Below are 24,149 nucleotides of genomic sequence, written 5' to 3'. Positions count from 1 at the left end.
TTTTTTAGCCAGTTATAAACGAGGAGTAACATCGTGGATAAACCATGGCTTTCACGTTATCCAAGTGACGTACCTGAAACCATTAATCCAGAGCAATATGAGTCTTTGGTAGAAATGTTTGAGCAGTCTGTACAAAAATATGCAGACCAACCAGCATTCATGAACATGGGCTCGGTTATGACCTTCCGTAAATTGGAAGAGCGTAGTCGCGCATTCGCAGCGTATCTGCAAAACGAGTTAAAACTGCAAAAGGGTGACCGTGTTGCTCTGATGATGCCAAACCTACTGCAATACCCAGTGGCGTTGTTTGGTATTTTGCGTGCAGGTTGTATCGCCGTAAACGTTAACCCACTTTACACTCCTCGTGAACTTGAACACCAATTGAATGACTCAGGTGCGACGACGATTGTGATTGTGTCTAACTTTGCGAACACGCTAGAACAAATCGTCGATAAAACACCAGTTAAACACGTGGTGTTAACCAGCCTTGGTCAAATGCTGCCACGAGCGAAAGGTACGATTGTCGATTTTGTCGTGAAGTACGTTAAGGGCATGGTGCCTAAGTACGATTTACCTGGTGCAATCTCAATGCGTCAGGCTCTACGTAAAGGTCGTCGTCTACAATACGTTAAACCGTTTATGTCTGGGGATGATATCGCATTCCTGCAATACACGGGCGGTACGACAGGCGTCGCGAAAGGCGCGATTCTTACACACCGTAATATGATTGCGAACGTTTTACAGGCGAAAGGCGCGTACGGGCCGGTTTTATCTCCAGGCCGTGAATTGGTCGTGACAGCGCTACCGCTGTATCACGTATTTGCTCTTACCGTAAACTGTCTGCTGTTTGTCGAAATGGGTGGCCGTAACCTACTTATTACCAACCCTCGAGATATTCCAGGATTCGTAAAAGAGCTACAAAAGCATCCGTTTACTGCGATCACGGGCGTGAACACCTTATTTAATGCTTTGATCAACAACGAAGACTTCCACGAGTTGGATTTCAGTAACCTACGTTTAGCCGTTGGCGGCGGCATGGCAGTGCAGCGCTCAGTGGCAGAAAGATGGCAGAAGACCACGGGTTGTTACCTACTAGAAGGTTACGGCCTAACCGAGTGTTCTCCATTGGTTGCGGCATACCCGCATGACCTTGTTGAATACAATGGATCGATTGGCCTGCCTGTGCCATCAACGGAAGTTCGCATTGTGGACGAAGAAGGCAATGCGCTTCCGAACACTGAAACTGGTGAACTTCAAGTTCGTGGTCCTCAGGTTATGCAAGGCTACTGGCAACGACCTGAAGCGACGAAAGATACGATCAACGAAGACGGCTGGCTATCAACGGGCGACATTGTTAAGTTCGATAACGAAGGCTTCTTGCACATCGTTGACCGTAAGAAAGACATGATCTTAGTATCAGGCTTCAACGTTTACCCGAACGAAATCGAAGACGTTGTAGCGCTACACGGCAAAGTCCTTGAAGTGGCCGCTATTGGTCAACCGCACGAAGTCTCTGGTGAATTAGTGAAGATCTATGTCGTGAAACGCGATCCGAGCTTGACCAAAGACGAAGTGATCGCGCATTGTCGAGAACATTTAACTGGCTATAAAGTACCTAAGTTGGTTGAGTTCCGCGAAGACTTACCTAAAACCAATGTCGGTAAGATCTTGCGTCGTGTTTTACGCGAAGAGAATGACGCTGAACTCGCGAAGAAAAGCGCATAAGCCGATTTCGTCGAGTCGAGAGATTTAAAAAATGATAGAATGCCAGCGTTTTGCTGGCATTTTTTATAGCGAGAAGTATGTGAATTATCAAATTATTACCAAAAACAAAGACCTAGAAGAAGTTTGCATTCACGCCCGAGAGGCAGATGTAGTGATGCTGGATACCGAATTCGTCCGTATTCGCACTTTCTACCCGCAGTTAGGTCTGATTCAGCTTTTCGATGGTAATCGCCTCTCGCTGATTGATCCGACCGAATTAACGGATATGACGCCGTTCGTAGCGCTATTAAAAGATACTTCTGTGCTAAAAGTGCTGCACGCATGTGGTGAAGATTTAGAAGTTTTCCAAAACGCATTTGGTTGCACTCCATTCCCTATGGTAGATACACAGTTGATGGCGGCCTTTCTTGGTCACGGTCTATCAACAGGCTTCGCATCGCTGGTGGAAGAATATTTAGGCGTAGAGCTCGACAAAAGTGAATCACGTACTGACTGGATGGCTCGACCGTTGACGCAAAAGCAATTAGATTATGCTGCTGCAGACGTGCATTACTTATTACCGTTATACGAAAAGCTGTTCGATAAGGTGACGCAAGCAGGTTGGTGGGAAGCCGTACAACAAGAAAGTGATTTGTTGGTTTCAAAACGCATTCGCGTCACTAATGAGGAGAATGCCTACCTTGATATTAAAGGTGCTTGGCAGTTAAAACCTTCTGAACTGGCGATTTTAAAACCATTGGCGACGTGGCGTTATCGTGAAGCAATCAAACGAGATTTAGCGCTGAACTTTATCTTCAAAGAAGGTGACCTATTAACAGTCGCTCGTCTTGGCTTAACGAACTTTAAGAAGATGGAAGCGGAAGATATTGATATCCGAGCGATTAACCGCCATGGCGCGAAGATTGCCGCGATTGTTAAACAAGCGAAGCAAACACCTTCTGAAGAGTATCCAGCGAAAATTGAACGCTTAATGGATTATCCAGGTTACAAACAAGTCTTCAAAAATATGAAAGACATAGTGAAATCGGCGTCGCAGAAGTCTGGCTTAGCGACGGAGTTCCTTGCTTCTAAAAAACAGATTAATCAGCTGATCAGTTGGGTGTGGAAAAAAGATCGCGATCCAGAAGTGTTGCCTGACTTGATGCAGGGCTGGCGCTTGGACCTGCTCGGCGACAAGATGAACAAAGCATTAAAGTAATAAAAGATTAAAAGGTTGGCCTCGGTGCCAACCTTTTTCATTCTAATCTGAGCATTCAATCTCGTGAGGAAAAGTGGTTTACTTCTCGTCGTCTGGTAGCTTCACATTGAGCTCAAGAACTGAGATATCGTCGTCTTTGTGCTCAAATGTTAAGTCAACCATATTTGGATCAATTGCCACGTACTTACTGATCACCTTCAAGATGTCCTCTTTCAATTGAGGTAAGTAAGAAGGCGCTGGATCATTTTGGCTGCGGCGCTCAGCAACAATGATTTGCAAACGCTCTTTAGCTAGATTCGCAGAAGTTTTCTTCTGTGGACGGAAAAATTCTAATAATGACATGTCTAGCCTCCAAAGAGTCGTTTAAAGAGTCCTTTCTTCTCCTCAGTAAGGAAACGAAATTCAACCTGATTGCCTAATAAGCGATCAACGGTGTCAGAGTAAGCCATACCTGCATCGGTGTTATCGTCAAAAGTGACTGGCACACCTTTGTTTGACGCGTTAAGCACGGCTTGGCTTTCTGGAATCACGCCCAGTAGTGGAATATGTAAGATCTCCTCTACGTCTTCAACGCTTAGCATTTCGCCTTGAGTGACGCGAGATGGGTTGTAGCGAGTCAGTAGCAGGTGTTGTTTTACTGGCTCTAGCCCTTGTTCTGCACGCAGTGACTTAGAATCTAAAATACCGAGAATGCGGTCAGAGTCACGCACAGAAGAGACTTCTGGGTTCGTTGTGACAATGGCTTCATCTGCGTAATACAAGGCCATCAATGCGCCTTGTTCTATACCTGCTGGTGAATCACAAATAATGAAATCAAAGCCCATTTCATCAAGTTCGCCGAATACGCGCTGAACACCATCTTTTGTCAGTGCGTCTTTATCACGAGTTTGAGAAGCAGGAAGAATGAATAGGTTGTCCGTGCGCTTATCTTTGATCAGCGCTTGGTTTAATGTCGCTTCGCCGTTAATGACGTTCACAAAGTCATACACGACACGGCGCTCACAGCCCATGATTAGGTCGAGGTTACGCAAACCGATATCAAAATCGATCACCGCGGTCTTTTTTCCCTTCAGAGCTAGACCAGAGGCGATGGCTGCGCTTGAAGTGGTTTTACCAACGCCACCTTTACCAGACGTTACTACAATAATGCGTGCCATTTTTTTTCCTTTTTAGATTAAATCGCGAGAACTTCTAAATGCAATGATTCATCGGCTTTACTGATCATTACTTTCTTTTGCCAGTACTCGCTTTCAATTTGATCGCTTAACCAGTAGTCACCCGCAATGGATACCAGTTCTGCTTGTAAATCGTGGCAAATAATACGCGCTTCCTGCTGACCACTTGCGCCTGCAATCGCACGGCCTCGAAGTGTGCCATGGATATGAATAGAGCCGTCAGCGATGACTTCAGCACCAGCACTTACGTGCGCTAACACCACCAAATCACCATCTTTCGCGTAGATCTGTTGTCCTGATCGAACAGGCGTGCGAACTACTTTCGTTGGCGCCATTTTGGCAGGTGCTTGGCTTGGTGATTTGCTCGCCGACATAATGGCGAAGCCAGCTTCGGAAGCAAGATTTTGTACACGCTTGTCTTTACAGCCCGTTACACCGACCGGAATAAAACCAGCATCTGAGATGCCTTGTTTAAGCTTAGGGAAATCAATGTCGCCTTGTACTTTTGCTATATTGATTACCAAAGGCGCGGATGCAAAAAAAGAAGGTGCTTGAGAAACTTTTTCTTGCAAAAATTCGACAGTCTTTGCGATCTCATTGTCAGAAAGGTGTAAAACTGACAATGTAAAACTGCTACCTTTAAGGTCTGGTGAATGGGTCATCGTGGACTTCTTGCCTTTATTGAAAGAGCGTTGCCTTAAACTAGGTCTGTCATGTTATATTTCATCCTTTGACGCAGCAAGTTCTCTCGTGGGCAAATAGGTGAATTAATCTCAAATTTGCTATTAAGTTTGCGAGAATTTGACGTTTTCAACCTAATCCGCACTCAACGCGGCTAAATCAGCATAAAAGGCGTGTCATGCTTTGTTCTATTTATAAAAGCTCGAAAAAAGAAGGTACTTATCTCTATATTCCGAAAAAGGATGATTTTTCACAGGTTCCTGACACCTTAATGCAGATGTTCGGTAAGCCTATCGCTGTTATGACGATTAAACTTGATGGCCGTAAATTGGCACAAGTTGATATCGAAAAAGTGAAGGCTTCATTGCAAAATGATGGCTTCTTTTTGCAGGTTCCGCCTCCGCCGGAGAACCTACTAGAAAAGTACAAAGAACAAAAAGCCCAGCAGAAAGGCGAATAACGTCATCGTTTTTCATCTGGGATTTCTGCCTTGCTCAAGGAGGGCAATATGAAAAAAATACTGGCTACCATGCTTAGCGTTGGTGTGTGTACCTCGGCTTTTGCAAGTAGCGAGGGTTTCGATGAATACTTGAATAAGCTGCGTGCTGAAGCGCGTGATAAAGGTATCTCAGAGCAGGTCATTAGTGCTGCTTTTGCTAATGTTGAGTACAAGCCTCGAGCAGTAAAAGCGGACCGAAACCAGCCAGAGAAGAAACTGACGTTGGATGAATACATTCCTCGCGCGGTGCCTGAATGGAAGGTGAAGCAAGCAAGACAACTCTATAAAGAGCATTACACCGAGCTAAAGCGTATAGGCGATGAGTACGGTGTGCAGCCTCGCTTTATCGTGGCGCTGTGGGGTGTAGAAAGTAACTTTGGTAAATTTACGGGTAACTTCAAAGTGATTGACGCGTTGTCGACAATGGCATTTGAAGGTCGTCGTGAAGAGTTTTTCCGTAAAGAGACCATGTCGGCATTGCAGATCCTCGATCAAGGCCATATCGAGCTAGATAATTTTAAAGGTTCTTGGGCTGGTGCGATGGGACAGTGTCAATTTATGCCAAGCTCTTTCCTACGTTTTGCCGCTGACGGCAACGGGGATGGTAAAAAAGACATTTGGCAATCTGAAGTCGACGTATTTGCATCAACCGCTAACTATTTGAGCAAGTCCGGCTGGGATGACAAATATACTTGGGGTCGCCAAGTGAAAGTTCCTAAAGGCATTGATCGCAGCTTAGAAGGGCGCACAGCTGAAAAAGGTAAATACCTTCAGGAGTGGAGCAAACTTGGCATCACAAAATACGACGGTAGTCCGTTGCCAAAACTGGATGAAGACATCAAAGCATGGTTGATCATGCCGGACGACGAAAATGGTCGTACGTATCTGGTTTACAATAACTACAACGTACTGATGAAGTGGAACCGCTCTTACTACTTCGCACTCGCCGTGAGTCACTTGGCTGACCGAATCAAATACTGAGCTGTTATCAAATAATCACTTGGCATCCAGTATTCAATATGAGGGCTCTTCGGAGTCCTTTGTTTTTCCTATAATCAAATCGAGGTAAAGCGTGTTATCTGAACGTGCCGCACAAATGGTGATTTTCTCCGCTCTTCTTAAACATAAAAGCTTCACAGCGGCTGCAAAGAGCTTAGGCGTGTCGGTGTCTCATGTGAGTAAGCAGTTGAGTCAGCTAGAAGCGTCTCTTGGTATCAAGCTTGTTCAACGCACTACGCGAAGCTTTACGCCGACTGAGGCAGGGAAAACCTTTTTTCATCACTGTGAGCAAGTGGTACAAGCGGTGAGCAGCGCCACATTAGAGATGGAGACCCAGCGGGATGAAGTGGCAGGTTTGGTACGTCTTGGATTGTCGCAATCATTTGGTACCTTACACATTATCCCAGCGATTCAAGAGTTACGCGAACTTTATCCTCAACTTCAAGTGGAAGTACATCTGTTTGACTATAAGGTCGATATGTTAGCCGAAGGGCTCGATTTATGGGTAACCAACAACGAGCATTTACCTGAAGGCTACATTGCGCAGCGTTTGACGGATTGCCAGTTTGTTGTAGCGGCATCACCAGATTACTTATTGAAACATGATACGCCAACAGAGCCGGATGATTTGTCTTCTCATAACTGCCTTATATACAGAAGCTGGGAGCGCGACTATACGGGGTGGGCGTTTACCAAAGATCAGCAAGAATTGAACGTAAAAGTCTCGGGTAACTATTCAGTGGATCTGGCTGAAGCCGTTCGGGATGCAGCCATTGCAGGTTGGGGCATTGCCTACCTTGCCACTTACTTACTGGGTGATGAGTTTAGAACGGGTAAGTTAATACAGTTGTTACCGGACTGGAAAGCAAGCCAGTCGATGCCGTTTTATGCGGTGTATCCAAGCCGCCAACATATGCCCAAAAAAATATCCGCAGTGATTAACTTCATCAAACAGAAGATCGGTAACCCGTGTCATTGGGATCAACGTCTAGCGCCTTACATATCTATTCCTAAGTAACAGGATCAATGACGTTATTGAACGGCACATAAGGTGATTCACTTCACAAAAATTTTTCCAGAACTAGAAACATCTTTTCCATATAGAAATAATAAAAATAAGCAAACGTTTATATTTATATAATTCAATGCCTTATAATTAAGGTCAATTATTGGGCGCTTAAACTTTTCACACTGTTAACATCCTCAACTTGCAGCATTTTGAGTCCGCTATACAATCCGGTGCCTTCCATATCCCCCTTCTGTCGGATTCATTTTATGAACTCAATTATTGGTATCGTAGCCATACTATTCGTAGCATGGCTACTTTCTACAAATAGAAAAAATATAAAGCTGAGAACAGTGTCGTTTGCGTTTGCTTTGCAGGTACTGTTTGCGTTGTTGGTTTTATATGTACCAGCAGGACGAGATGCGCTGAATTCAGTGAGCAGCGTAGTGTCGAATTTGATCAACTATGGTCAAGAGGGCATTGCGTTTTTATTCGGTAATTTGGCGACAGGGGGCTTCACCTTTGCGATCAATGTTCTGGGTATCATCGTTTTCTTTTCCTCTCTTATCTCAGGTCTTTATCACATTGGTGTGATGCCAAAAATCATCAACTTTATCGGTGGCGGTATTCAAAAGCTGCTGGGTATCGGTCGTGCGGAGTCTTTGTCTGCAACGGCGAATATTTTTGTTGGCACCATTGAAGCGCCATTAATGGTAAAGCCATACCTAAAGCACATGACCGACTCGCAGTTCTTTGCGGTGATGACAGGTGGTTTGGCTTCTGTTGCTGGTGGAACGTTGGTCGGTTACGCGTCACTGGGCGTTGACCTTAACTACCTGATCGCTGCTGCATTTATGTCGGCACCTGCGGGCTTGCTGATGGCAAAAATTTTAATGCCAGAAGATACGGATAAAGCAGCAGATATCGACATTAGCCAAGTTGAAATTCCACGTGCAACCAACGTAGTAGAAGCATTAGCCGATGGTGCAATGGCGGGTGTACGCATTGCTGTATCGGTAGGTGGTACGCTATTGGCTTTCATCAGTGTCATTGCAATGTTAAACGGCATGCTAGGTTGGATTGGTGATCTTGTTGGGACGCCACTAAGCTTCGAGCTGATCCTAGGTTATGTATTCGCACCTGTCGCTTGGTTATTAGGTGTACCATGGCAAGAAGCAACCACAGCAGGCTCGCTGATTGGTAATAAGATTGTGGTGAATGAGTTCGTCGCTTTCATCCAGCTTGCAGAAGTGAAATCTCAACTTAGTGAACACTCACAAGCAATCGTGACGTTTGCTTTGTGTGGCTTTGCAAACATCTCAAGCATGGCGATGCTGATTGGTGGGTTGGGCTCATTGGTACCTGAAAAGCGTGCATTTGTTTCTAAACATGGTTTCCGTGCGATTATCGCTGGTGTCATGGCGAACTTAATGAGCGCTTCGATTGCGGGCGTGATTTTAAGCCTGTAATTGAAAGAGATACCTAAAATTAGCAAAAAGGCCCCTTGCGGAGCCTTTTTCGTATCTGAAGTTTACGTTATTTGTCTGTGTGGAACTGCTCGCAAGCGAGCATCGTGTTCTCAATTAAGCTTGCGACGGTCATTGGGCCAACACCACCAGGGACAGGAGTAATAAAGCTCGCACTTTCACGTGCTTTATCGTATTCCACGTCGCCAACTAGCTTGCCTGAATCAAGACGGTTAATGCCGACATCGATAACCACTGCACCTTTCTTAATCCACTCTCCAGGGATGAAGTTTGGCTTACCAACCGCAACTACGACAACGTCAGCTTGACGCACATGACTCTCTAGGTCTTTGGTAAAACGGTGACATGTTGTCGTTGTACAGCCCGCAAGCAGCAGCTCAAGTGTCATAGGACGGCCAACAATGTTTGATGCACCAACCACAACAGCATGTTTGCCACGAAGCTCTATGTTGTAACGGTCTAGTAGGGTAATGATGCCCTTTGGCGTGCAAGAGCGAAGCTTTGGAATACGTTGTGCAAGACGACCAACGTTGTAAGGGTGGAAGCCATCCACGTCTTTCTCTGGGTGAATGCGCTCTAAAACATGTGTTGTGTCGATGCCCGCAGGAAGGGGTAATTGCACTAGAATGCCGTCAATTTCATCATCGTTGTTTAATTCATCAATCAGCGCTAGTAACTCTTCTTCTGAGCTAGACGCAGGAAGGTCAAAAGACTTAGAAACAAACCCAACTTCTTCACATGCGCGGCGTTTGCTACCGACATAAACCTGAGAAGCAGGATCTTCACCAACTAGAACCACTGCTAAACCAGGAGCACGTAGCCCAGCTTCAACACGTGCTTTAACACGTGCAGCCACTTCGGAGCGAACAGTTTGGGAAATGAGAGTTCCGTCTATATTTTGAGCAGTCATGACTTTCCTTATAAATTAAGAAGGCAAATTATCTGCGGCGCATTGTCGCAGAATTTCTTATTAACATCCATACGCAAACGTTTGCTTTGTGGTGTTTTTGAACATTAAGCGTTTTGATGGACTTTTTTTAGGCATTCAGATCAGAATGTTATGAAAACCCGTTGATTTACCCGTTTGAACTCGTATAATCCTGTCCCTGTAGCGCGCCCTTAGCTCAGCTGGATAGAGCACGTCCCTTCTAAGGATGTGGTCATTGGTTCGAATCCAATAGGGCGTGCCATTTATTCAAAAGCCCCGATAACTCTTTGAGTTGTCGGGGCTTTGTCGATCTTGTCTCAAATGTATTAACTTAGCTCTGTTACATGAGCTTTATTTTGATGCTTAAACTCATGAAAAAAATAATTTTTACTGCATTGATTGTTACTCTTTTAAGTGGGTGTGTCACACGCAAAGTTCGTGTTTTACCCCAAGCTATAAATATTACCCCAATTACTGATATTGCAATTAAAAACCTTAATTGCAGAATGGTTGACTCTTACACGATCGAGGATGTTCATCCAAACAATGTAGATCGTATACTTAAGAATCAAACTTACGCATCTGGTGGAAACCGGTACCATATCGCAACTGTTCTAGATACTAGCCGTGGACGCCCATCTAGTGTTGTTGCGGAGCTTTATGACTGCCAGGTTGCCAAAATCAGTTTAGAAGCTGAGAAAGTTAAATTACTACCTGGTGCAAATGAAGTTCAACCCATCTCGTTTGCAGAAGTCGAAAACAATGAGTGCAAAGTGATTGGAAACAAAGTTGTATCAGAAAGCCAGAAAGGCTCTCTTTTTGATGAGTTGTCTAACCAAGTCTACATGGCGGGTGGTAATCGATATCATGTGACTAATATTATTGAGTCTGAAGGACAAACTCCAACATCTGTTTCTGCTGATATCTATCGTTGCAAGCACCGTTCAGTTGCCTTCAACTAACAAAAAAGCGCTGGTTAACCAGCGCTTTTGCATTTATTAAGGGCATTACATCTTTTTAAAGATGATGGAGGTGTTGATGCCGCCAAAGGCGAAGTTGTTACTCATCAAATATTTCACGTCCAGCTCTCGGCCTTGTCCGGCGATGTAGTCTAAATCACCACATTGCTCGTCGAGGTTTTTTAGGTTGAGCGTTGGGTTGAACCAGCCTGTGTGCATCATTTCTAAACCTAGCCACGCTTCAATCGCGCCACAGGCGCCTAGTGTGTGGCCAAAGTAGCTCTTGAGTGAACTTATTGGCACTTTGCCCAGAGCATTCGCTGTTGCGTTGCTTTCCGCAATATCGCCGCGGTCGGTGGCAGTGCCGTGAGCAGATACATAGTCGATCTTCTCAGCTGGAATGCCCGCGTTTTGCAAAGCCATTTCCATACAGATTTGCATGGTTTCCATCTGTGGTTGAGTGACGTGTGCGGCATCACAGTTGCTGGCAAAACCGATGATTTCTGCATAGATTTTCGCGCCACGAGCGACGGCGTGTTCGTACTCTTCCAGAACCAGCGTTCCCGCACCTTCACCAATCACCAAACCATCGCGATCGGAGTCATAAGGTCTTGGTGTGCTTTTCGGGTCTTCATTTTTCAGACTGGTGGCAAAAAGGGTATCGAAGACAGCGGATTCCGTTGGGCACAGTTCTTCAGCGCCACCAGCAACCATGACCGTTTGGTAGCCGTGTTTGATCGCTTCGTAGGCATAGCCGATTGCTTGGCTGCCAGAGGTACATGCACTGCTGGTTGGGATCACTCGGCCTTTCAAACCGAAAAATAGACCAACGTTCACTGCCGTAGTGTGCGGCATCATCTGCACGTAAGTCGTTGCGGTGATCGCTTTAGTGGTTTTCTCATTCAGCATGACACCAAATGCGCCGATTGCGTCGGTACTGCCTGTTGATGAGCCGTATGCGATACCCGTTTGACCGTTGGTTAGCACGTCGTTACCAATCAAGCCTGCTTGGCTTAGTGCGTTTTCTGTTGCGACGGTCGCTAATTTGGAAACTCGCCCCATGCCACGTACTTGTTTGCGCTTGTAGTGCTTTGGCAGATCAAAATCTAAAATGGGTGCCGCGAGCTTGGTGTTCAAGCCATCATACTGTTCGTAAGAAGGCATGTATTGCGTCGCGTTCTGGCAGTCACGCAGTTTTGGTTCGACAGATTGCCAATCGTTACCAAACGCAGTCACACCCGACATTCCGGTTACAACAACTCGACGGCTCATACTAGGCCTCCGTTTACCGAAATGACTTGGCGAGTTACATAGCCTGCGATGTCAGACATAAGGTAACTGACTAAACCAGCAACTTCTTCTGGCTCTCCCATGCGGCGCAAAGGAATTTGCGGCATCGCGTGTTCTTTTACGTGTTCGTCTACCATGCCTGTGTCGATAAGTCCCGGTGCAACGCAGTTAACGGTGATTTTGCGTTTTGCCAGTTCAAGTGCGAGTGATTTTGTCGCACCAATTACGCCCGCTTTTGCTGCGCTGTAGTTGGTTTGACCACGGTTACCCATCAGGCCAGATACTGATGCAAGGGTAACAATTCGACCGCCTTTGCGCTTTTGCACCATAGGCATAACACAAGGGTGAAGAACGTTGTAGAAGCTATCTAGGTTGGTATGGATCACGCCATCCCATTCTTCTTCGGTCATCGCAGGGAAAGCGGTATCTTTTGTGATGCCAGCGTTGTTCACGACGCCATAGTAAGCGCCGTGTGCGGCGATATCGGCCTCTAGTTTCTCTCGGCAATCTGCGCGGTCACTGATGTCGAATTGGATAAGACGACCGCTACCACCATGCTGTTCGATGGTGTTTAGGGTGTCTTGCGCGCCTTGTTGATCGCCCATGTAATGGACAATGACTTGGAAACCATCTTTGGCTAATTGAACGGCAATGGCTTTACCGATGCCTTTGCTGGCACCTGTAACGAGGACTTGTCGGGTCATTGTTGACTCCTGATTTTCATTTCTTGTAATTTTTCTTCTGATGGAACGTAAACGTTCAATTGGCAAGTCGCTACAACAGTTCCTTGTAGCTCAATACGGGCTGAAAAAACCGCCATACCGTTATCTTCCATAACTTTTTCAGCATACACATCGAGCACCTGTCCGCGAGAAAACGCATCGCATTCAGACGTGTATCGACGGCTACCAAGCAAAAAGCCAATCGGTGGCGCTTGTTCTTTCATTAATGCGTGGTAACCAGACCACGCCGCGACAGATTGCGCCATAAACTCAATGCCAACGTAAGCTGGCACAGTTTGAGAGGCTGAGTCGAAGAACGGGTTGTGTTCTACGATATCAACCTGGCAGTGAATCGTATCTTGTTGAACATCCAAAGCACGATCAACCAAGATCATTGGTTTGTCGTGTGGCAAAAGTTGTTCGATGGGAGGAAGTTTAGTCATGAGCGTAACCAAAAATAAGACTAATATTATTGCCACCAAAAGCAAAAGAGTTGCTGAGAATCGCTTTGTTACCCAGTTTGGTTGGCGTCTCAACTAACGATATATGGATATCGTCTGCCTTGGTTTCGCAGTGTTGTATTGGCAAATCAAGGTTGTACTTGAGAATATGCCAAGCGATCGCGGCTTCCGTTGCACTTGCTGCGCCTAATGTGTGTCCGGTGAGTGGCTTTGTCGAGCTTACGGGAACGGAGTCTCCAAAGCAGCGATGAATGGCTTTGCTTTCCATCGCATCGTTTAACGGCGTTGCTGTGCCATGCGCGTTGATGTAACCAATGTCTTGCGCTGTAAGTCCTGCATTGGCCAACGCTTTTTTCATCGCTTCTTCTGCGCCTAACCCTTCTGGGTGTGGTGCGGAAATGTGGTGCGCGTCTGAGCTATCGCCAGCTCCGAGAAGAGCAACGGGCGCAGGTGTTTTGCTTAGCAACATTAATGCTGCGGCTTCGCCGATATTGATGCCGTTGCGATGTTGGTCAAACGGCTTACAAAGGGTATCGGATAGAGCTTCTAAACCGTTAAAGCCGTTTAGCGTTAGGCGACAAATGGTATCCACACCACCTACAATGACCGCATCAACAATGCCAGAGCGAATCAGGCGTTGCGCGGTTAAAAAGACGCGACCACTAGAAGAGCAAGCGGTGGAAACTGAGTAATGTGGGCCGCTCAAATCAAAGTAGGCGGCAATAAAATCGCTGCAGTTGCCAAGTTCTTGTTTGGTGTAATGGTAGTCGGCGGGAAACTCACCATTTGCCAGCTTTTCGCCAAATGCGATTTCGCCATCTGAAATGCCAGACGTGCTGGTGCCGATCACGACTGCGATACGGTCACGACCATATTTAGCCATGGCTTCACGCACGTCGCTTTCGATTTGCTGCAAAGCCGAAAGTGCGAGGCGGTTGTTTCTCGTATCAAACTGGCTGAGTGCGGTCGGTAATTGCGGTAACGTCTGTGCAATTCGACCGATTACGGTTTGGCGGCCTGAATTTAAAATATCTTGGTCAACCACCATGTTGGATGGTTTCGCTCCTGATAAACACTGGTGGATGATGGCGTCATCTTGTCCCATGGCAGAGTGAAAGCCACAGGCCTGAATATACAAAGGTTGAGAAGAGCGAATAGGCATATTGTTATTCTAAATTGTTCTTAATTAATCTGATGTTGCAGTGTTTGAATAGAAATTGAAAACTGATGTTTGAGGTGATGAAAATCAATCTTACCCTCTAACTTGTTAGAAGAGCCGTATTGAATCTCAATGATCTTTTCACCGTCGCTATCAAAGATGACGCGAGAATTATTTTTATCAATAATTCGCCACCTTACCTCATTTAACGATCCTTCCCAAGCGGAACTCGGCCAGAGCGTGATCATCAGGTTAAATAATACCTGTTCTGGCTGCGGTAGCGAACCTTGTAAACCGTTGAGCACTTCGGTTTGAATTTGTTCTCCATCGTAAGACAGTGAGAGTACTCTCGTCCCCCAGGATGAGAAGCCTGCCAGCACCACTTCGTTGTTGGTCACTTGCAGTTGTACCGGAAGTTGCTCAGATGTGGGTTTGCCATCTATTGCCCAAGAAGCCGTAATCAACTGACTGGCCGTCAACTGATAACCCAAGCTGGCGGGAGTGGGCAAGCTAACTTGGGTGTGCTCGGCAATATCGACCTGAGGCGTCGATTGGTGAGGTACCAAGCTACATGCACTTAAAAACAGACTCAGTGCGATTAACGTCGCGCAGCGAAAAGCATGGTTAAAAATCATGACGTCGTTTCCTCTGTTTTAATCGCAATCGGAGAGAGCAGCCAAGCGACAAAAATACCACTTAACACCGTAATGCCGAAACTGTGAATCGCGTGAGTTTGGCTTAGTGACAGCAACCCAAATGACAGCACAGTGGTTATTGCCGAAAGGGTGATCGCCAATAGTGTGCTCACGCTGCGGGCTTTCTCGGCAAAGAACAGAGTGTAATCGATTCCGATCCCAAGAATGAGCACCAAGCCAAGCAAGTTGAACAGGTTTAACGTTGTTCCCATCGCGACAGCAGTTGCCAGACCACACGCGCAAGCAATCAATGATGGCAGTAAAACTCGCCAACTGTGTTGCAGACCGTACCGCTTGATTAATACCAGAAAGATCACAGCACTGGCGGCTACCAATAGCTCCATGATTTTGATTCGGTATTCACCAAATAGGGCGGATATTTCTTCAGCTTTGTTTAGGTAAACAACATCAGACTGTGATTTGGCAAATGCCTTAACAACAGCGGAGTCTTGCAATTGGTTTAACACCACAACCGTTGCCGATTTTCCTTTAATTTTACCCAAATGAAGAAAACGTACAGGCGCTGATACCGGGTTTTGCAAGTACTGTTCAACCGTAACAGGGATAAAGTCGGCGTCCATTTTCGGCTTTTTATTTAAGCGCAGTCCGGATGCAAGTGGGCTGGATTGTGTCGCGTAAAGATCGCGTATCAATTGATAGTCTTGTTGCTGACGCTCCACTGAGCTCAAGTAGCGACTCAGACTCTGGTAGCTTTCGATGGTGCTGTCCGCTTTCCACGCTTCTAATGTTGGCGTCAAAGACTCCAGCTTTTTCATTAGGTTTTCGTCATCGTCGGCGGTAACGACCAACATTTGCTGCGAAGATTGCATGCCACTGAGCGTCGTAATCAAGGTTTCTTGCTGCTTGAGATCGTTCGGCATCGTTTGCAGCAGACGAATGTCGTCATCGTAGTTCAATTGCAGCAAGAAAAAGCCACTCGCAACCACACATAACATCGGTAATCCGACTTTAATTCGAGGTTGATTCCAAAGCGTTAACCATTTCGCCAACAGTGATTGTCCTGGTAAGTTCGAAATTGATCGCGATGGGTTACGAGCCAGTATCGGATACCAAGCCACCACGGTGATGTAAGCGGCAATCAGACCAATGGATGAAAACAGCGCAAGCTGCTGCAAACCAGGAAACGGTGCCACCAACATGCCCAAATAGCCGATCAAACTGGTGATTAAGCCCAGTGTGATAGCTATGAAAATATGCTTTAACCCTTGCTCGCTATCCCATTCATTTCCCGCCGCAAGGCGCTCGGTTAGGTAGTGGAATGCGTAGTCGATAGACACACCGATTAAACTTGCGCCAAACACTAAGCTGAACAGATGGACTTTTCCAAAAATCCACGTCGTAACGGACAACGCAACGAGCAAACCAATGGTGATGGAAAGCAGTGCCAGAGACAGTGGCATCACACTACGAAAGACCAACACGAACAATGCAATGATACCGAGCAGAGAGAACACACCGATGGTACTGATCTCCGATTTGGCACTTTGCGTACCAAAGTCGGCGTAAAATAGAACGCCTGTATGTGAGACTTCAGCGCCATATTTCTGCGCGACGCTTTGTTCTAGCGCTTGAATATCAGGGACGGCAAGCTGCCCAGTTAGGCTATAAGGCGAGTCTTTTAGCTCGGCAGTAATAAGCAAGTATTGAGCACCGTCTTTTTCGACGGACAGATAGCCGTTATCCAACCGGAAAGAGGACGATTGCTGGATAACTTGGCTTAGATAATCCCGAAATAGCAAGAAAGGGTCATTTTGTAACTCTTGCCCAGTCACCCCAGAAAACGGGTTGTACAGCGACTGAATCACATGCTGCACTTGCTGTTCTGGATTTTGGCTTAAACGCTCTCGTTGTTCAGGTGTCAGCAATTGGAAGCGGTGCTTAAAGTAGTAACTTGCCCAAGCTTGCTGTTCTTGAGGTGAGATCTTTCCCACCACATCGCGAAAATGATTACTCTGACGCAACCCCTTATCAAATTCAGCGGCCGCTGCAAAAAGGGCATTTTTGTCCGGTGCTGTGATCACGAAAATGACTTTGTCACTCATACTTGCCGAGACCGACTCAAAGGCTTGCTCAGCCACCGGGTTTTGTTGGTTCTTCGGCAGCAGTTTTAAAATGTTGGTCTCAATCGGAGACTCTGCACTCCAAACCCATTGTTTGAGTAGCAACGCGCCCGCTAAAACAACGAGATTGAGCCAAACCAGAGCAAAGGAGTGAGTGCTGAGACTGAGTTTAGAAACGGAATTGAGCGTCTTCGGCATCCGTGAGTTCCTGAGGTAGAGAGGTCTGGTTCGTAAACGTGATTTCGGTCTTATCGCCACGCAGCTCTTGTAGGGTTAGGCGATCAATGTGCGTTTTACCGGAAAGAGTGATGGATTGAAACACCGCATTTAATGGCGACTGTTTTGGCACTAAAACGAGCTGCCATTGATTGTTCTCAACTGAAAAATCGAGTGTGAATTGTTCTTGCAGTGCAGAAGTATCCCCGTGGAACACGGATAAAAACACATGGCTAAAGTAGAACGCCATTGGGTTTTCTTCTGCAGAGATCGTTTTCGGAGCTTGGTCGGCAAAAGTCTGACGAAGTTTGTTTTCCGTCAATACCAAATTGACTGCGAAAGGTTCAGTTTGTTGCCACAACAAGCCATGTGTTTTGCTCAGTGTGAACTGACCTTTAGAGGTTAAAGGTTGACTAAACATTTCCAGATGACGCTGCTGCGTAAAATCTCCGCGTACGATTTCATGCTGAGACAACTGCTGTTGAAGCGATGCCAAATCCGTTACGTTTGCTGTCGGTGTGGCCAGTGCTGGAACAGAAAATATCAACAAAAAAGAGAGTAACCACTTTTGCATTAGTTCAGGCTCCCATGGTTGTGCCATTGCTCTACTTTATCTAAAAAGACTGCTGGAGAAACAAAGCACATCTCTTGCTTTTCAATGGATACGGCGACTTGCGTTGTATGCGCTTTGCACATACGTTGATTCGTTTCGGCGTCGTAAATCACGTAATCCACACGCAAGCGGTTTTCCCACTCCGTGAGTTGCGCGGTAATGCGAATGGTGTGATTAAACGGAATCGCCTTCACGTATTTAACGCGTGTGTCGATGATCGGCCACATATACCCAGAGTCTTGCATATCGCGATAGCTGTATTGGATCTTCTCCATCAGCACACGACGCGCTTCTTCAAAATATCGAAAGAAGTTGCCGTGATAAATCACGCCCATCGGGTCAGCATCTTGAAAAGAGGTGACCATAGTCACCTCCGCTTCTAATGGGTAGAGAACCTGCTCTTGCATTATACCTCCACGTAGAGTGGCCAATGACGTTGCTGAATGCGTTCAATGAAATGACGCAAATCTTGTTCTAACGGGCGATCTTCAATCACAAATTCAAACTCGCTCAGTACGGCGTCACGAATTACTCGCAAACTCTGACTCATGTGGTGTTCGTCCAATTCGTTATGACGGCGACGAATCTCAACCGCTTGAACGCTTGCTAGGAGTGAAGCCGCAGCAACTTGCTCTGTTAACTCAAGTACGCGTAGGCAATCACGAGCCGCAATGGTGCCCATGCTCACTTTGTCTTGGTTGTGACATTCGGTTGAGCGAGAAAAAACGCTCGCTGGCATGGTGTTTTTCAACGCTTCTGCCGTCCAAGCTGAGATACCAATCTGAACCGCTTTAAAGCCGTGGTTGATCGGTTTACGCTCGCCTTCTGCACCAGTTAAGTTAAACGGCAGGCCGTTATTGAACTTGTAATCCATCAGTTGCGCCATCTGACGGTCCAGCAAATCAGCTAAGTTGGCAATGTTCACTTTCAACGTATCCATCGCCATTGCGATATGACCACCGTAGAAGTGACCGCCGTGCAGAACGCGCTCGTTGTCGCCATCGATAATTGGATTGTCGTTGGCACTATTTAGTTCATTCTCGATCAATTGACGTAGCCAAGGCAGTGAGTCTTGCACCATGCCAATTACGTGTGGCGCGCAACGCAGCGAGTAGCGATCTTGCAGTCGGTCGCTATTGCGTGGCGGACGTTCAGCATTAAGATCATCACGCAGCCAAGCCGCAACTTGCTGTTGACCAGGGTGAGGTTTTACCGCAAACAGCGCTTCATCAAAGTGGAAGTCATTACCTTGCATACCCACAGAGACCATCGCGGTAATCTTGGTGCATAGCTGAGCTAGGTATTCTGCGCGTTTGTAGGCAAGACAGGCGAGGGCAGTCATCACGGATGTACCGTTCATTAACGCCAAACCTTCTTTTGGTTTTAGGCGAATTGGCTCAATGTCCAGCTCTGCAAATACTTCTTGTGTTGGTCGCACATCGCCTTTGTAAAGCACTTCACGCTCGCCAATTAAGGTCGCCGCTAGGTAAGACAGAGGCGTTAAATCGCCGCTTGCGCCCACCGAGCCTTCTTGTGGAATACGCGGCGCAATATCGTGATTGATAAGCGTAACGATTTGGTTCAACAGATCGTGAGACACGCCAGATACGCCTTGCGACAATGAACATAAACGGGTTGCCAGCACCGCGCGAGCTTGCTTATGAGAAAGGATTTGACCTAAGCCACAGCCATGGAAGCGCGTAAGGTGCAACGGAAGTTCATCCACAAGAGCGGGTGGAATCGCCACAGTACATGAATCGCCGTAACCCGTAGTCACGCCGTAAATAACGCCTTCTTCTTTCAGTAATCGTTCCAGAAACGCCACGCCACGATCAATTTTCGCGGTAAATTCTGGCGAGGTGTTCATGTTTGCCTTTGCACCTTGAGCAATGGCAACGACATCTTCGATGGTTAAAGATTGGGCACCAAAAGTGATGTTGTGATTATTGTTGTTTGTCATGTGGCTGATTACTTAAAGTCCAGAAGTTAAAAAAGTTGTACCACTGTAACGGCGCTTGCAGTGTGTGGTGTTCTAATCTGTGTGCGTACTGTTGAACAACGTGTTCTAGTGCCTGCTGACGCTCCTTGCGCGGTAGCGTGATTTGGTCACTAAAGTATTCAAAGTACACATTAAAATGCGGAGTGTTTGCTTCATCGTCGCGTAGGCCGAAGAGTAGATAAACCGGCGCTTTTAATACCGAGGCCAGCATGAATGGGCCTTGCGGAAATGGCGCTGGTTTACCAAGAAAATCTGCCCAAACGACACGATTTTCTTTGCTGGTAGAAGTGCGATCGCCAACGATCACCACCCATTCGCCTTGCTCGATTTTTTGTTGAAGCAGAATCGCGGTGTCTGGTCCCATTGAGCTGACTTGAATCAAATTCAGTTCCGAGTTTGGGTTTACCGCCTTCATTACCGCATTAAATTGTTCAGCGTGTTGGGTAAATACCAAGGCATTGATTTTGACATGAGAGTGTCGACGACCAAGCGCGCGGCAGAGTTCGATATTGCCAAGGTGCGAGCCTAAAATGAGCACGCCTTGTTTTTTCTGCGCCATCTCTTCGAAATGATGTTGGCCGTGAATGGTTAGGTTATCGACGTTAAAGTCACCTTGCCATGCTGCCAGTTTGTCGAGCATGGTTTGCCCAAAAGAAAGCAGATGATGATAGCTGTCCAACTGTTTTGGCAGTGCGATGTTCTGCTGCTCTGCGTAGTACTGCAAGTTTTGCAGGTAAATCTCAGACGCTTCGCGGGCAGATTTACCCGTGAAGTGGTAGTAGCGCATGACTAACTTCAAAATCAGGTCGAACGCTTTTCTGCCGAACAAGCGGTAAACCGCGAGTAAGGTTTTGATGCCTAAAATCGTGCCTTGTTCTTTTCGTTTCGACCAGTGGGCATTGCTGTCGTCTGTATGACGGCGCTTTCTGGCGAGTAGCGAAGGAATGCGTGGCAACATGCCAAAAAATAGGCGAGTGTGCATCCAGCTTATCTTGACGTTATCCCACAATGCGTCGAAGTGGGAAATGCCACCTTCAGGGTAGATCACGCGCGTTGGAACAAAAGCAATATCGACGCCTTCCCAGTACATTCGCACCAGAATTTCGATATCAAAATCCATGCGTTTGCCGATGTTGTACTTGTTCAACACGGCGACCGTTTTCGCCACTGGGTAGGCGCGAAAACCGCACATGCTGTCTTTGATAGACAGTGACAAGGTTTCTATCCACACCCAAACGTGCGTAGCGTAGCGACCATACAAACGGGATTTAGGTACGCTCTCGTCGTATATCGGTTGGCCCGAAATCAGGTTATCTGGTTTTGTTTTGCTGGCGCTGAGCAACTTCGGCAATGCTTCTAGGTCGTGTTGACCGTCTGCGTCGATTTGAATGGTGTGCGTAAAACCAAGCTGGTGAGCTTGATGTAGGCCAGCCATCACCGCGCCACCTTTGCCTTGGTTTTCACTCAAACTAATCAGTTTTATCAGCCCTTGCTCACTCAACGCTGAAAGCGCTTGTTTGGTGTCTTCATTGCTGCCGTCGTCCACGACCAGCACTGGCAAAGCGAAAGAGGATAACGACGCCACCACGTCTGCAATTGTGCTGCCGTGGTTGTAGCAAGGAATTAAAAAGCAGGGACGGTAATCACTCACGTGACTCACCCAGTTTCATTTTGCCTGAAGAGTGAGTCACCAAGGTTTCACCGCTTTTCGATGTGTACTTAAAGGTCAATTTCTCACGCTCATTGTCCCAAGAGAGTGAGAGGCAAACGTCGGCGTTTGGCAGAATCGGCTCTTGAAATTTGATGACTTCCATTCCTTTAAATACCTTGGGAGTATTCAAATGTTGAACGGCGTAGAACAGCGCCCAATCAATTTGAGTGACGCCGGGTAAAAGAGGGAAGTGACTGAAATGACCTTGGAAATCTAAGATGTCAGCATTCACACGCAGCGATAGCTCCGCGGTGTGGTCGCTCACTTCAATATTCTGAATAGTTGGTTTTCTTTTTTCCATGTTACTAGCTTTATTGGAATAGTTTTTCAATTTCAGCAACTTGGCGTTTGCCTTGGCTGTTCAATGGAATTTCGTCGACCACTCTGAATTTTCTCGGGATAGCGATCGGCTCTAGCCAATTGCGCAGAGCCTTGCGAAGCTCAAGCCAAAACTTGCCTTTACCGAGTTCATTAAGCACATCACCGCCTTTATCGTTAAGTACGATGATCGAGACTAACGTGAGGCGACCAGATTCTTCCATTGGGATAACCACGCTTTCTTGAACCCACGGCAGTTGCTCTAAACGTTTTTCCACTTCGACAAGGGAAATACGCTTTTCTTCGACTTTGACGATTCGGTCAGTGCGTCCACGCAATTCAAAAGAAATACTATCATGGAAATAGCATTCATCCGCAGTTTGGTACCAAGTGTTTTCATCAATGTGTGGCGAGCGGAGCTTTAAACAATTTTCATGGTTAAGCTTTGCTTCAACACCTGGGAATAACGTCCAAGGAGTGCTGGCTACGTGCTGCTGACGGTAAGCGATGCCGCCGGTTTCTGTGCTGCCAAAAACTTCAGTAGGAAGTGACCCAAACAACAGCTGGCTGTGTTGTGCGGCTTGGTTTGGCAGGGGGCCACCAGAAGAAAATACGCACCGAATCGCAACCGGATTGTGCTCTTCACTGAGTCGTTTTAGTAACGCAGGGCTGCTTACTAGCGTGGTGTCAGCATCGGCGTGATGGACAATTTGCTCAGGGAATTCGAGGTTGCGTGCTGAAAATGGACGTGCAGAGCACAAAGGCCACAATACGCGGAACAGCAAGCCGTAAATGTGTTGATGGGAAACGGTGCTTTCAACGCGTGTGTTGGCAACCGTGTCGCCCCATAGGTTTTCTAGAATAGACACTTCGATATCGAGCTGTTTCAGCGTTTTTGCAATGGCTTTTGGTTTGCCGCTTGAACCAGAAGTGAATAGCGTCACTGGTATTTGTGCCAGATTCAATTCACGCCAAACATAAGGTTGGTCTACCTGTTGCTCGTGAATCAAGGTGATGTCTACCAATGATTGAGCTTTTACTAGGAGTGAACTCACCTGTTCTGGAACAGAGACATCGGCATCGTGCAGCAATAAATCGTAGTGCTCACTGAGTTCTTTGAGTGCTTCTGGTTGGTAATTACCAGGCAATACAATGGATTTTCCTGCGTGGCAACAAGCAAAAAAGCCAACGGCAAACAGGTAGCTGTTGCCAAAACACAACGCAATGTTTTGCATTGGCTGGGTTTCTAACTTCTGAGCAAGTGTTGCGACGTGCTGCTGGAAATCACCCCAAGTGATAACTGTGTCGCGATCGTAAGAGACAGGGGATTGCTCAGACCTTTCTGCGACGAACAAGGTCGCTAGGGAGGTAAAGCTCGAATACGTTGTATTCATACGATTAGTGTTCCTTTCGAACAAATTGACGCACGATCCATTCTCCAGCGAACAAGCCACCAGCAAGTAAGTAGCTGATGAGGCCGTTATAAAGCGTCCATATTTTTACTGGTAGGAAACAGGTATAGAGTGCAACGGCAGCGTTAAGCGTAAAAAAAACGCACCAAACCATCGTGACTTTGCGTGTGTAAGCCACGCCACTAGCCGGAAGGTCAGGCTCTTGCAAGCGAGCAAGCCTTTCAATGATTGATTGCGGCTGTTTTAAGCTCAGTCCAAAGACACACAGCATACATACATTGACAACCACAGGGTAAAACTGAAGCCACCCGTGTTGTTTAAACACCATGCCAAGTGTAATTAGAACAATGCCAACAGCGCCCGTAGCGAGCGCCAAGAATTTAAACTCTTTTAGTGGGGTCTTATTTGCGATGAAAACACGCAAAAGTAACGCAGCAATTAACAAGCCCCCGACTAAGTTCAAGCCAAATTTATCTATACCGAAATAGACGGCGAAGGGGTAGGCAAACAGTACAATTGCAGACAGACCAGTCAGCAATTGGCGCATTAACTTTCCTTCAATAACTCAGTGACGGCGTTAACCACATCGTCAACGGTTCTTACAGCACTAAACTCTGCTGGCTTGATTTTTTTGCCAGTGACATTCTGTAGGTGTACGACCAAATCAACGGCGTCAATGCTATCAAGGTCGAGATCTTGGTATAAGTGCGCATCTGACTGAATGTCGGCTGCGTCAATTTCGAACAGCTCAACAAGCGCATCTTTAACTTGTTCAAATACTTGATCTTTATTTACATCAGTCATGAATATACCTA

At 46.6% G+C, this 24,149-nt stretch carries 25 protein-coding genes and 1 tRNA gene; 8 read left to right on the top strand and 18 right to left on the bottom strand.

The window, feature by feature from the left end; genetic code table 11:
- Window positions 1-33: 33 nt before the first annotated feature.
- Both fadD and rnd read left to right on the top strand, forming a co-directional pair.
- Complete coding sequence (gene fadD / locus FR741_RS10960) at window positions 34-1,725, top strand: long-chain-fatty-acid--CoA ligase FadD (RefSeq protein WP_167426796.1); 1,692 nt, start codon at window positions 34-36, stop codon at window positions 1,723-1,725.
- Window positions 1,726-1,804: 79 nt separating this feature from the next.
- The gene (rnd, locus tag FR741_RS10955) at window positions 1,805-2,923 is read left to right on the top strand and encodes a ribonuclease D (RefSeq protein ID WP_082244853.1); all 1,119 of its coding nucleotides are present in this window, start codon (window positions 1,805-1,807) and stop codon (window positions 2,921-2,923) included.
- 78 nt (window positions 2,924-3,001) lie between these two features.
- Here the strand turns inward: rnd and minE are convergent, their stop codons facing one another.
- The 3 genes from minE to minC are packed head-to-tail and all read right to left on the bottom strand — an operon-like array spanning window position 3,002 to window position 4,760.
- Entirely contained in the window at window positions 3,002-3,265 is a 264-nt protein-coding gene (gene minE / locus FR741_RS10950) for a cell division topological specificity factor MinE (RefSeq protein WP_005396037.1), read from the bottom strand.
- Between the two features lie 2 nt (window positions 3,266-3,267).
- Window positions 3,268-4,080, bottom strand: a complete 813-nt coding sequence (gene minD / locus FR741_RS10945) for a septum site-determining protein MinD (protein WP_005388331.1) — start codon at window positions 4,078-4,080, stop codon at window positions 3,268-3,270.
- Between the two features lie 17 nt (window positions 4,081-4,097).
- Complete coding sequence (gene minC / locus FR741_RS10940; protein WP_005382304.1) at window positions 4,098-4,760, bottom strand: septum site-determining protein MinC; 663 nt, start codon at window positions 4,758-4,760, stop codon at window positions 4,098-4,100.
- A gap of 197 nt (window positions 4,761-4,957) precedes the next feature.
- On the opposite strand from minC, the gene FR741_RS10935 reads away from it, so the two are divergent.
- The 4 genes from FR741_RS10935 to FR741_RS10920 all read left to right on the top strand — a co-directional run bounded on the left by FR741_RS10935 (window position 4,958) and on the right by FR741_RS10920 (window position 8,752).
- Entirely contained in the window at window positions 4,958-5,239 is a 282-nt protein-coding gene (locus FR741_RS10935) for a YcgL domain-containing protein (RefSeq protein ID WP_005382303.1), read from the top strand.
- 48 nt (window positions 5,240-5,287) lie between these two features.
- The gene (locus FR741_RS10930) at window positions 5,288-6,259 is read left to right on the top strand and encodes a lytic murein transglycosylase (protein ID WP_167426795.1); all 972 of its coding nucleotides are present in this window, start codon (window positions 5,288-5,290) and stop codon (window positions 6,257-6,259) included.
- Window positions 6,260-6,350: 91 nt separating this feature from the next.
- Window positions 6,351-7,295, top strand: a complete 945-nt coding sequence (locus FR741_RS10925) for a LysR family transcriptional regulator (protein WP_005396032.1) — start codon at window positions 6,351-6,353, stop codon at window positions 7,293-7,295.
- Between the two features lie 257 nt (window positions 7,296-7,552).
- Entirely contained in the window at window positions 7,553-8,752 is a 1,200-nt protein-coding gene (locus tag FR741_RS10920) for a NupC/NupG family nucleoside CNT transporter (RefSeq protein WP_031780514.1), read from the top strand.
- 67 nt (window positions 8,753-8,819) lie between these two features.
- On the opposite strand, the gene folD is transcribed toward FR741_RS10920, so the two are convergent.
- Window positions 8,820-9,680: a bifunctional methylenetetrahydrofolate dehydrogenase/methenyltetrahydrofolate cyclohydrolase FolD gene (folD, locus tag FR741_RS10915; RefSeq protein WP_005396027.1), complete on the bottom strand. Its 861-nt coding sequence runs from the start codon at window positions 9,678-9,680 to the stop codon at window positions 8,820-8,822.
- Window positions 9,681-9,883: 203 nt separating this feature from the next.
- Here folD and FR741_RS10910 point away from each other — a divergent pair.
- Together FR741_RS10910 and FR741_RS10905 are read left to right on the top strand one after the other, a co-directional pair.
- Window positions 9,884-9,960, top strand: a tRNA-Arg gene (locus FR741_RS10910).
- Between the two features lie 109 nt (window positions 9,961-10,069).
- Window positions 10,070-10,660: a membrane lipoprotein lipid attachment site-containing protein gene (locus tag FR741_RS10905; RefSeq protein WP_048626525.1), complete on the top strand. Its 591-nt coding sequence runs from the start codon at window positions 10,070-10,072 to the stop codon at window positions 10,658-10,660.
- A gap of 45 nt (window positions 10,661-10,705) precedes the next feature.
- Here FR741_RS10905 and FR741_RS10900 read toward each other — a convergent pair whose 3' ends face one another.
- From FR741_RS10900 to FR741_RS10835, 14 genes are read right to left on the bottom strand one after another with little or no spacing between them, the layout of a single operon-like run.
- Window positions 10,706-11,929 carry a beta-ketoacyl-ACP synthase gene (locus FR741_RS10900; protein WP_167426794.1) on the bottom strand — a complete coding sequence of 408 codons (1,224 nt, stop codon included), beginning with the start codon at window positions 11,927-11,929 and terminating at the stop codon, window positions 10,706-10,708.
- Window positions 11,926-12,651, bottom strand: a complete 726-nt coding sequence (fabG, locus tag FR741_RS10895) for a 3-oxoacyl-ACP reductase FabG (protein WP_167426793.1) — start codon at window positions 12,649-12,651, stop codon at window positions 11,926-11,928. The genes FR741_RS10900 and fabG overlap by 4 nt, the downstream gene beginning before the upstream one ends.
- Window positions 12,648-13,112 (bottom strand): hotdog family protein, encoded by a 465-nt coding sequence (locus tag FR741_RS10890; RefSeq protein WP_047009504.1) that lies wholly within the window; start codon window positions 13,110-13,112, stop codon window positions 12,648-12,650. The genes fabG and FR741_RS10890 overlap by 4 nt, the downstream gene beginning before the upstream one ends.
- Window positions 13,105-14,292, bottom strand: coding sequence for a beta-ketoacyl-[acyl-carrier-protein] synthase family protein (locus FR741_RS10885; protein ID WP_167426792.1), 1,188 nt, complete (start codon window positions 14,290-14,292; stop codon window positions 13,105-13,107). The genes FR741_RS10890 and FR741_RS10885 overlap by 8 nt, the downstream gene beginning before the upstream one ends.
- Window positions 14,293-14,312: 20 nt before the next feature.
- A complete protein-coding gene (locus FR741_RS10880) occupies window positions 14,313-14,924 on the bottom strand; it encodes a DUF3261 domain-containing protein (RefSeq protein WP_104974349.1) in 612 nt (203 codons plus the stop codon).
- Complete coding sequence (locus tag FR741_RS10875; protein WP_167426791.1) at window positions 14,921-17,263, bottom strand: MMPL family transporter; 2,343 nt, start codon at window positions 17,261-17,263, stop codon at window positions 14,921-14,923. The genes FR741_RS10880 and FR741_RS10875 overlap by 4 nt, the downstream gene beginning before the upstream one ends.
- The gene (locus FR741_RS10870; RefSeq protein WP_017634795.1) at window positions 17,235-17,855 is read right to left on the bottom strand and encodes a LolA family protein; all 621 of its coding nucleotides are present in this window, start codon (window positions 17,853-17,855) and stop codon (window positions 17,235-17,237) included. Before FR741_RS10870 ends, FR741_RS10875 begins: the two co-directional genes overlap by 29 nt.
- Entirely contained in the window at window positions 17,855-18,301 is a 447-nt protein-coding gene (locus tag FR741_RS10865; protein WP_005388315.1) for an acyl-CoA thioesterase, read from the bottom strand. The genes FR741_RS10870 and FR741_RS10865 overlap by 1 nt, the downstream gene beginning before the upstream one ends.
- Window positions 18,301-19,854: an HAL/PAL/TAL family ammonia-lyase gene (locus FR741_RS10860; RefSeq protein WP_167426790.1), complete on the bottom strand. Its 1,554-nt coding sequence runs from the start codon at window positions 19,852-19,854 to the stop codon at window positions 18,301-18,303. The genes FR741_RS10865 and FR741_RS10860 overlap by 1 nt, the downstream gene beginning before the upstream one ends.
- The gene (locus FR741_RS10855; protein WP_167426789.1) at window positions 19,838-21,544 is read right to left on the bottom strand and encodes a glycosyltransferase family 2 protein; all 1,707 of its coding nucleotides are present in this window, start codon (window positions 21,542-21,544) and stop codon (window positions 19,838-19,840) included. Before FR741_RS10855 ends, FR741_RS10860 begins: the two co-directional genes overlap by 17 nt.
- A complete protein-coding gene (locus FR741_RS10850; protein WP_167426788.1) occupies window positions 21,537-21,905 on the bottom strand; it encodes an ApeI family dehydratase in 369 nt (122 codons plus the stop codon). The genes FR741_RS10855 and FR741_RS10850 overlap by 8 nt, the downstream gene beginning before the upstream one ends.
- 10 nt (window positions 21,906-21,915) lie before the next feature.
- Window positions 21,916-23,316: an AMP-binding protein gene (locus FR741_RS10845; RefSeq protein ID WP_167426787.1), complete on the bottom strand. Its 1,401-nt coding sequence runs from the start codon at window positions 23,314-23,316 to the stop codon at window positions 21,916-21,918.
- Window positions 23,317-23,320: 4 nt separating this feature from the next.
- Window positions 23,321-23,881 carry a COG4648 family protein gene (locus FR741_RS10840; protein WP_161443470.1) on the bottom strand — a complete coding sequence of 187 codons (561 nt, stop codon included), beginning with the start codon at window positions 23,879-23,881 and terminating at the stop codon, window positions 23,321-23,323.
- A complete protein-coding gene (locus tag FR741_RS10835) occupies window positions 23,881-24,138 on the bottom strand; it encodes an acyl carrier protein (protein WP_005382279.1) in 258 nt (85 codons plus the stop codon). The genes FR741_RS10840 and FR741_RS10835 overlap by 1 nt, the downstream gene beginning before the upstream one ends.
- Window positions 24,139-24,149: the final 11 nt, after the last annotated feature.

Source organism: Vibrio diabolicus (genome assembly GCF_011801455.1).
Classification (GTDB): domain Bacteria; phylum Pseudomonadota; class Gammaproteobacteria; order Enterobacterales; family Vibrionaceae; genus Vibrio; species Vibrio diabolicus.
Note: the sequence above shows the minus strand (reverse complement) of the source record. Positions and strands in the feature narration are given on the sequence as shown.